This window comes from Paenibacillus senegalimassiliensis (assembly GCF_001486585.1).
In the GTDB taxonomy this organism is placed as follows: domain Bacteria; phylum Bacillota; class Bacilli; order Paenibacillales; family Paenibacillaceae; genus Fontibacillus; species Fontibacillus senegalimassiliensis.
The window spans coordinates 59,985-67,636 of the sequence record NZ_LN909034.1 but is presented as its reverse complement, the minus strand read 5'-3'; the positions used below and the strand labels follow the sequence as shown (position 1 = coordinate 67,636).

General features: G+C 48.6%; 9 protein-coding genes and 1 rRNA gene. 9 read left to right on the top strand and 1 reads right to left on the bottom strand.

Annotated features, from left to right (window positions below; translation table 11 throughout):
- Nucleotides 1–131: 131 nt before the first annotated feature.
- Nucleotides 132–248: ribosomal RNA gene (gene rrf / locus BN3279_RS00640) — 5S ribosomal RNA — on the top strand.
- 259 nt (nt 249–507) lie between these two features.
- Entirely contained in the window at nt 508–936 is a 429-nt protein-coding gene (locus BN3279_RS00635; RefSeq protein WP_059048771.1) for a hypothetical protein, read from the top strand.
- An 87-nt stretch (nt 937–1,023) separates the two neighbouring features.
- Here the strand turns inward: BN3279_RS00635 and BN3279_RS00630 are convergent, their stop codons facing one another.
- Complete coding sequence (locus BN3279_RS00630; RefSeq protein ID WP_059048770.1) at nt 1,024–1,548, bottom strand: hypothetical protein; 525 nt, start codon at nt 1,546–1,548, stop codon at nt 1,024–1,026.
- A 217-nt stretch (nt 1,549–1,765) separates the two neighbouring features.
- Between BN3279_RS00630 and BN3279_RS00625 the strand changes: the two genes are divergently transcribed.
- The 7 genes from BN3279_RS00625 (at nt 1,766) to BN3279_RS00595 (ending at nt 7,636) form a co-directional block, all read left to right on the top strand.
- Nucleotides 1,766–1,951, top strand: a complete 186-nt coding sequence (locus BN3279_RS00625; RefSeq protein WP_059048769.1) for a sigma factor G inhibitor Gin — start codon at nt 1,766–1,768, stop codon at nt 1,949–1,951.
- A 157-nt stretch (nt 1,952–2,108) separates the two neighbouring features.
- The gene (locus tag BN3279_RS00620; RefSeq protein WP_059048768.1) at nt 2,109–3,671 is read left to right on the top strand and encodes an aminotransferase class I/II-fold pyridoxal phosphate-dependent enzyme; all 1,563 of its coding nucleotides are present in this window, start codon (nt 2,109–2,111) and stop codon (nt 3,669–3,671) included.
- A 41-nt stretch (nt 3,672–3,712) separates the two neighbouring features.
- Nucleotides 3,713–4,363, top strand: coding sequence for a dTMP kinase (gene tmk / locus BN3279_RS00615; RefSeq protein WP_059048767.1), 651 nt, complete (start codon nt 3,713–3,715; stop codon nt 4,361–4,363).
- Between the two features lie 55 nt (nt 4,364–4,418).
- Entirely contained in the window at nt 4,419–4,748 is a 330-nt protein-coding gene (locus BN3279_RS00610; protein WP_059048766.1) for a cyclic-di-AMP receptor, read from the top strand.
- Between the two features lie 472 nt (nt 4,749–5,220).
- Entirely contained in the window at nt 5,221–5,664 is a 444-nt protein-coding gene (locus BN3279_RS00605) for a YaaR family protein (protein WP_059048765.1), read from the top strand.
- Between the two features lie 33 nt (nt 5,665–5,697).
- Nucleotides 5,698–6,681 (top strand): DNA polymerase III subunit delta', encoded by a 984-nt coding sequence (holB, locus tag BN3279_RS00600; RefSeq protein ID WP_059048764.1) that lies wholly within the window; start codon nt 5,698–5,700, stop codon nt 6,679–6,681.
- 154 nt (nt 6,682–6,835) lie between these two features.
- Nucleotides 6,836–7,636 carry a PSP1 domain-containing protein gene (locus tag BN3279_RS00595; RefSeq protein WP_059048763.1) on the top strand — a complete coding sequence of 267 codons (801 nt, stop codon included), beginning with the start codon at nt 6,836–6,838 and terminating at the stop codon, nt 7,634–7,636.
- The last annotated feature ends 16 nt before the right edge of the window (nt 7,637–7,652 follow it).

Genomic DNA, 7,652 nt, shown 5'->3' with positions numbered 1-7,652 from the left:
CGGTCGAGGGCTTATCCAAAATAGCTCCGAAGAGTGGCGTCAGGCTGAATAAGCCGTGAAGAGCACTTCAGGAGAACTAATTCGCAAATTCGTTTCGTATCCAGTTTTCAAGCGATTAAACGCTTGACCCGTTTGGTGGCGATGGCGGAGGGGTTCCACACGTACCCATCCCGAACACGACCGTTAAGCCCTCCAGCGCCGATGGTACTTGGACCGAAGGGTCCTGGGAGAGTAGGACGCCGCCAAGCAATGACGAGAAGCACCGTCGAGGTTATACTCGATGGTGCTTTTTTCTATTTTAGCTTGTCCGCCTGGGAGAGACATGATAAAGGTGTCAAATGTTTAGACTCTTTCAAAAGGAATGTAACCTTTTTGTTACCGACAGTTATGCAACACTCGCTATAATTAAGATGGTGCCTTAGCGTATAGGTCATTTAGCCTATGAAACATCTGATTTTTAACGACAACAGGACTATTTTTTATCATAATGGCAAGGAGGAATCAACCATGCAGCGAAGGGGAATACAACATTCCTTATACCTCATGTTAGGAGTATTGATGATGGTATTTGTCATCGCTGGCTGTACATCTTCTGAGCCTGGGTGGACGGATTTTGTAGGAGCAGCGGTAGACAAGAGTTTCCCGGTCCCGAAGGAAGCCAAGCAAAGTGAAACGGTATTAAATAACTCCAAGATGGATTATGTACATTACTCACTGACTGGACTTCATGAGAGCAAGGATGTGCCTGAAGCTTATGAGCAAGTCATTGCAGAGTGGGGTTGGAAAGAACTGAAAGAGGAAAGTACAGGAACGACCTGGGTATATGAAAAGGGAAAACAAATCGTACAGTTGACGATCCATGAAAATTCCTTCACGGTGCTTATTCCTAAGCCGGAGAGAAAAATGGTGATTCAGGGCTTGGAGAGTAGCCCTTAATAAAGAGACTTGGTTGAATGAAACAAGCCAGTTCCTGTGATAGAGGCAGGAGCTGGCTTTTTATCGTACGGTGGTGTTGTGAGCGCTTTATTGCATGTAGTAGGAAATATCCAGATTCGTGATCTTGATCATTCCATCCTTGCGCTGTCCCCGAAGTACTGCAAATACAATAAAGCGGGGGAAGATGAGCCAGGCATGCCAGAACATTAGCGAGAGTACAAAGGCTATAGGTGACCAAGGGATCAGAATCAGAATGACGAGACAACCGATCCAGGCCGAATTAAGGTATACCCTGCGATAAGTAGAATAAGCCACATGCTGATCCGGCATATATCCGATCCAAGGCAGGCTCCGGGAAAAATACCAGCGTTTGCGGTACGATCGACTCGTCAGGATTAGAATGGACCGGGACATCACATATTGAATCCATACGGTGACTGGAGCGGCCAGCAAGAAATAGAACAGACTGGTCCAGGAGATAAAGAACATTTCGGCAGCAAGCCAGATAAAGGGCAAAACGACCAGACTGCTAATTAAGGATTTAGGCAACATGACTTTTTTAAGTAATTTATAGTTATAAAAGGTTGGTTGCAATTCGGTTTCAGCGGACATTGATGAATGATCCTCCTTCAACGGTTCATGGACCCTCTAAAGCGGATAAGCTCTTCTTAATATATCGGATGAAAAAAAAGAATAATGAAGATGCTGGGTACAAACACAGGAATGCCCGGGGTGACATAGGATAAAGTAGGGCAGCGGACTATGAAAAGGTTTAAAATAATAGAATCTGTGTCATACTGATAGTAAAACGAACAAGGTGGGATCGGGCATGGATCATTTGGCGGTTAGAACTTGCATTATTTGCGGGGAACCGAAGAGTGAGGGCATTCATATTGTTTCTGAATTTATCTGTGACGCATGTGAGGCTGAAATGGTGCACACGGATGTGCAAGAAGACAAATATCATTTCTTTATCCATCAAATGAAGCAGATTTGGGTGCAAAATAATGCGTAGAAGAAATATTGGCTGAAAGGACCTGTTCTTTAAGGGAGCAGGTCCTTTTATATTGCTCTATCAGGCCAAGTAGCGGTAAAATGAAGCCAAGGTATAAGTGATTGCTACTTATTCTTATTTGTGAAGTTACGTTTAGCCGGAAGGATCAGGAATAGATATGTTTGAGGAAATGCATAATGCTCCCTTACACGAAGCACTGCGGGAATACAAGAAGAGGAAAGACACATCGTTTCATGTACCTGGACATAAGGATGGACAGGCCTGGCAGGGGTATTCTGATGATGAGGATGTGCTTGCTCAGGTAATGGGGATCGATGCCACGGAGATTACCGGCACCGATGACCTTCACCATCCGCAGGGGGTGATACGGGAGGCACAGCGGCTGGCCGCCATCCAGTTTGGGGCGGAGGAGACCTATTTTTTGGTCGGCGGCAGCACCGCCGGCAACCTGGCTTTGATCCTGAGCGTATGTACTACGCCAGGCGATGTGTTGCTCGTGCAGCGAAACGTCCATAAATCCGTGATTCACGGATTAATGCTTGCGGGAGCTCACGCGGTATTTTTGGCGCCGCAGCAGGACCCCGGCAGCGGCCTTAGCACTCTCCCAAGCGCAGCAACTGTGGGAGAGGCTCTACGCCGCCATCCCGGCGCTAAGGGGGTGCTGGTCACGCACCCGAATTATTACGGGATGGGCGCATCGCTTCGGCCGCTGGCTGATATCTGCCATGCGTATGGGGTACCGCTGCTTGTAGATGAGGCGCATGGCGCTCACTTCGGGCAGCATCCGGCGCTGCCGGAGAGCGCGCTAGCCGCAGGGGCTGATGGCGTTGTGCAGTCGACGCATAAAATGCTGACTGCGCTCACGATGGGCGCCATGCTGCATGTTCAAGGCGGGCTGCTTGATCGCACGCTACTGAAGCAGCGGCTGGCTATGCTACAGAGCTCCAGCCCGTCCTATCCGATCATGGCTTCGCTTGATAGAAGTCGAAGCTTACTGGAGGCATACGGCCCAGCCCTGCTAGAGAAAGGGCTGACTGCCGCAAGGGAGATTCGGGAAGGCTTGAAGCAACTGTCACGCTTTGCTGTGGTGGAGCCACCGGGCGCCAGCGGAGAGCCTGCTGCATATACTATACAAGATCCTTGGAAGCTTGTTATTTACGATGCAGCAGGTGATTTGAGTGGTTATGATTTACAGGAAAGGCTGGAGGCAGAAGGTTGCGTTCCGGAGATGAGTGATGATCGGTATGTTGTGCTTGCTTTGGGGCCAGGGACTACGTCACGCCATGCCCGTCATTTGCTGACAGCGTTGCAGCGAATTGCAGAAGTTGAAATGAAGCCAGGCGATAAAGCTGCTACATCTACATTATCTGCTAATTTTTCCGAGAGTGTGCAGGCCTCAGATGTTCTTTCTCGACAAATTTCCACGTGGAACAATGAAGAGGAGGATTTGCAGTTTGCTATATCGGAGCCTGTTGCTTTTGGTCTGACTCCCGTATCGTCTGAAGAGATTGAGACGATCCCTGTGGAGCAGAGTACAGGCCGCCTGGCCGCAGAAATGGTTATTCCTTATCCGCCAGGGATCCCCTTGGTGTATGGGGGGGAGAGAATTACGGAAGCTCTCGCAGAGCGGTTGATTGAACTAAGGAATAGCGGTGCTAAATGCCAAGGAGCCGCTGATTCACAACTGTACACCATTCAGGTATTGAAGGAAGAAAGCTAGCAGCACAATATTTTTTATATAGAAAGCAGGTACAGAACTACATGAATCATCAAGCCAAGGGACTGTTCATTACGCTTGAAGGAGGTGATGGATCGGGCAAGACTACCGTCATGCGGGAAATGGAACAAGTGCTCAGAGAGCAGGGAGTGGAGTTTGTTACTACCCGTGAGCCAGGTGGCATCGAAATTGCTGAAAAGATTCGCAGTATTATTTTAAATCCACAGCATACGGCGATGGATGCGCGTACAGAGGCGCTTCTGTATGCCGCCTCGCGAAGACAGCATCTGGCGGAGAAGGTAGAGCCTTCACTGGATAAGGGGATAACCGTTCTCTGTGACCGTTTTCTCGACAGCAGCTTGGCTTATCAAGGTTATGCCCGTGGGCTTGGCATGGATGAGGTTCTGGAAATTAATTTATTTGCGACTAAGGGACGTTTCCCCGATCTGACCTTTTATCTGGATATTACACCGGAGGCAGGGCTAGCTAGAATCGCTTCCAGTCAAAGTCGAGAGGTGAATCGGCTGGATATGGAGAGCCTTCAGTTCCATCAGAAGGTGAGGGAAGGGTATTTGCTTATCGCCGAAATGTATCCGGAGCGGATTCGAATTGTGGATGCTTCCCTCAGTAAAGAACAGGTGGCTGCTGAGATTCGCAGGCAACTTTCGGTAACATTAAAGGATTTCATGATCTAGCCGTCTAATAGTTTAATGTGGTACATTCTTTAATAAGAACGAGGAGGCGCTGCAAATGAAACTGATTGTTGCGATTATTCAAGATAAAGACAGCAACCGGCTGTCCAGTGCATTAGTGAAGGAGAATTATCGTGCCACGAAATTGGCGAGTACCGGTGGTTTTCTCCGGGCGGGTAACACCACTTTCATGATTGGTGTGGATGATCATCAGGTTGATTCCGTTCTGAATGTAATTCGTACCAGTTGCAAGGTGCGGGAGCAACTCGTGACTCCGGTTACGCCGATGAGTGGAACTACGGATTCATATTTGCCGCTGCCTGTAGAGGTACAGGTGGGGGGGGCGACGGTGTTCGTTCTTCCAGTAGACCGTTTCGAACACTTTTAAGGAAATCTAAAATACAGCTTCCGATCACGAAGGAATTCAGGGAGCGGAATCGGCGTCGAATCTTGAACTCTACCCGCGCCTTGCGCTGCTCACGTGGGATTTACCTACGCTGCGCTGCTCAGTCCCTGGTATCGTCCAACCTTCTTGGTGCTAGTAACCTGTATTTTAGATCTTCATTGGAATAGGTCATCTAAAATACAGCTTCCGATCACGAAGGAATTCAGGGAGCGGAATCGGCGTCGAATCTTGAACTCTACCCGCGCCTTGCGCTGCTCACGTAGGATTTACCTACGCTGCGCTGCTCAGTCCCTGGTATCGTCCAACCTTCTTGGTGCTAGTAACCTGTATTTTAGATCTTCATTGGAATAGGTCATCTAAAATACAGCTTCCAACCACGAAGAAGATTCAGGGAGTGGAATCGGCGTCGAATCTTGAACGAATATACTATATTTAAGAATAGGTGGTGAGGGCTTTGAAAATTGATCCGGGATATCGGCCGCTCAAAAGTGGGTTGGGAGTAAGCGAAAGCCCTGCCAAACCGGTGCAATCCAAAAGCTTCTCGGATGTGATGCAGCAGCATGGGCATCAGGCCACACAAGAGGAATTGAACCGCAAATTCAAGGAGATTCAGATGCAAGGCGATCGGCTGGCTAAGTCGATGACGGTTCGTGAACTGAAGGCCTATAGATTGATGGTCAAGCGGTTCCTTGAGGATACTGTCCGGAGAGGCGTGACCATTAAGGAATCGAAGGGCTGGGATCGCCGCGGCCGGGGGAAACGCTATAAGCTGTTGGATGAGGTGGATTCGGCGCTGCTTGCCATGGCAGAGGAACTGCTGGAGACGGAGCAGGGCAAAATTGAACTGCTGCAGAAGATCGGTGAGATTCGCGGCATGTTGATTAATCTTTGTTTCTAGTATTGTGGTTGTTGAAAGGACGAAATAAATAAAATGTCATTCCAGAATATCATCGGGCAGGATACGGCGAAGCAACTGCTGCAAAGCAGCCTGCGGCGCCAGGAAATATCTCATGCCTATCTGTTTAGCGGACCGCCTGGAAGTGGGCAAATGGAAATGGCCATGGCTTTCGTCCAGGCGTTGTTCTGCACTCAGGGCGAGAACGACGACGCATGTGGAGAATGTCTGGAGTGCCGCAAGGTGCTGCATGGCAACCACCCAGATTTATTTACGGTAAAGCCTGACGGGGCTACGATTAAAATAGAACAAATCCGCCAATTGCAGCGGATTTTCTCATATCGTTCGGAGAGTGGTAATCCGAAAGCCTATATTATCGACGAAGCGGACAAGATGACGGTTCAGGCAGCTAACAGCTTGCTGAAGTTCCTGGAGGAGCCCCCTTCTCCAGCAGTTGCTATTCTATTGTCCGATAATGGACGGGCCTTGTTGCCGACCATTCAATCCCGTTCGCAGTGGGTCCCATTTTCACCACTTGATCCAGGGCGTATGCTCCAGATTTTGGCGGATGAGGGATTTTCGCCAACATTAGCACGAAGTGCTGTTCATGTTGCGGCAGGACTAGGATCGTGCCGTGATCTTATCAAACAGAATTGGTTTGCAGAAATTAGAAACGTAGTGTTACAATTAGGGAAGGAAATCGCAGGCCGTGGCGGTTCTCCATTAATTACTGCACAACAAGAATTGTTCAAATCCGGGTTATCCGATCATTTGGACATGTTGTTTAATCTTTTTCATTTGTGGTTTAAGGATATGATCCATGCGCTCTATCATAAACATGATCAGATCGTTTTCATAGATGAGCTTGAATTTATTAACCGGCACGCATCTTCGCTAAGCGCAGAACAATGGATTGATGCGATGGCGTTGGCTGCGGAAGGCAAGAAGAAGCTTCGCCAGCATATGAATGCCCAGCTTTGTGTGGAGCAATTCGTGATTGCGGTGGAAGGATTGCGGTAATCCGCAGATTTGGAGTACCAGAGGAAAGAAAGACGACGTAGGGAAAGACCAGATACAGAGTAAGGCAGACCGTCAGGAAACTTCCTCCCCTGAGAGCAGGGATTGATTAACGAAAGCGGTTCACCAGTTTGGAGCTAGACGAGGGGGTTAGTTTTTGTATACTGTAGTGGGCGTTCGCTTTAAAAAAGCGGGCAAGATTTATTATTTCGATCCACTGGAGCTTCCTGTAGAGAAGGACCAGAGCGTGATTGTCGAAACCGCGCGTGGGATTGAATATGGTAAAGTGGTGATCGGCAAGAAGAAGGTCGGAGAATCCGATGTTGTTCTTCCACTGAAGAAAGTCATTCGGATTGCTGACGAAGCTGACGCCCGTGTTGTCGAAGAGAACAAGTTTGCGGCAAAGAATGCTTTTGCCACATGTTTAAATAAAATCAAGGATCACGAACTCAAAATGAAGTTGGTTGATGTGGAGTTTACCTTTGACCGCAACAAGATTATTTTCTACTTCACGGCTGAGGGGCGCGTCGATTTTCGCGAATTGGTCAAGGATTTGGCCAGTATCTTCCGAACACGGATTGAATTGAGGCAAATTGGGGTCAGAGATGAAGCGAAGATGCTGGGTGGTATTGGACCCTGTGGACGGATTCTCTGTTGTTCTTCCTGGTTGGGCGACTTCGAGCCGGTATCGATTAAGATGGCCAAGGATCAAAGCCTGTCGCTGAATCCGACGAAAATTTCCGGTTTGTGTGGGCGCTTGATGTGCTGCCTGAAGTATGAGCATGATAACTATGAGAGTGTCAAAGAAGAGCTTCCATCGGTAGGGAAAATGGTCATTACCTCGCTGGGCGACGGTAAGGTAGTGGGAATTAACGCCGGGTCGCGTACAGTGCATGTGCAATTGTTTGAAGTAGGCAAGGTGAAGGAGCTCCCCTTGGACGAGGTTGTTGTCAAATAGGAGCTTACTCATATAG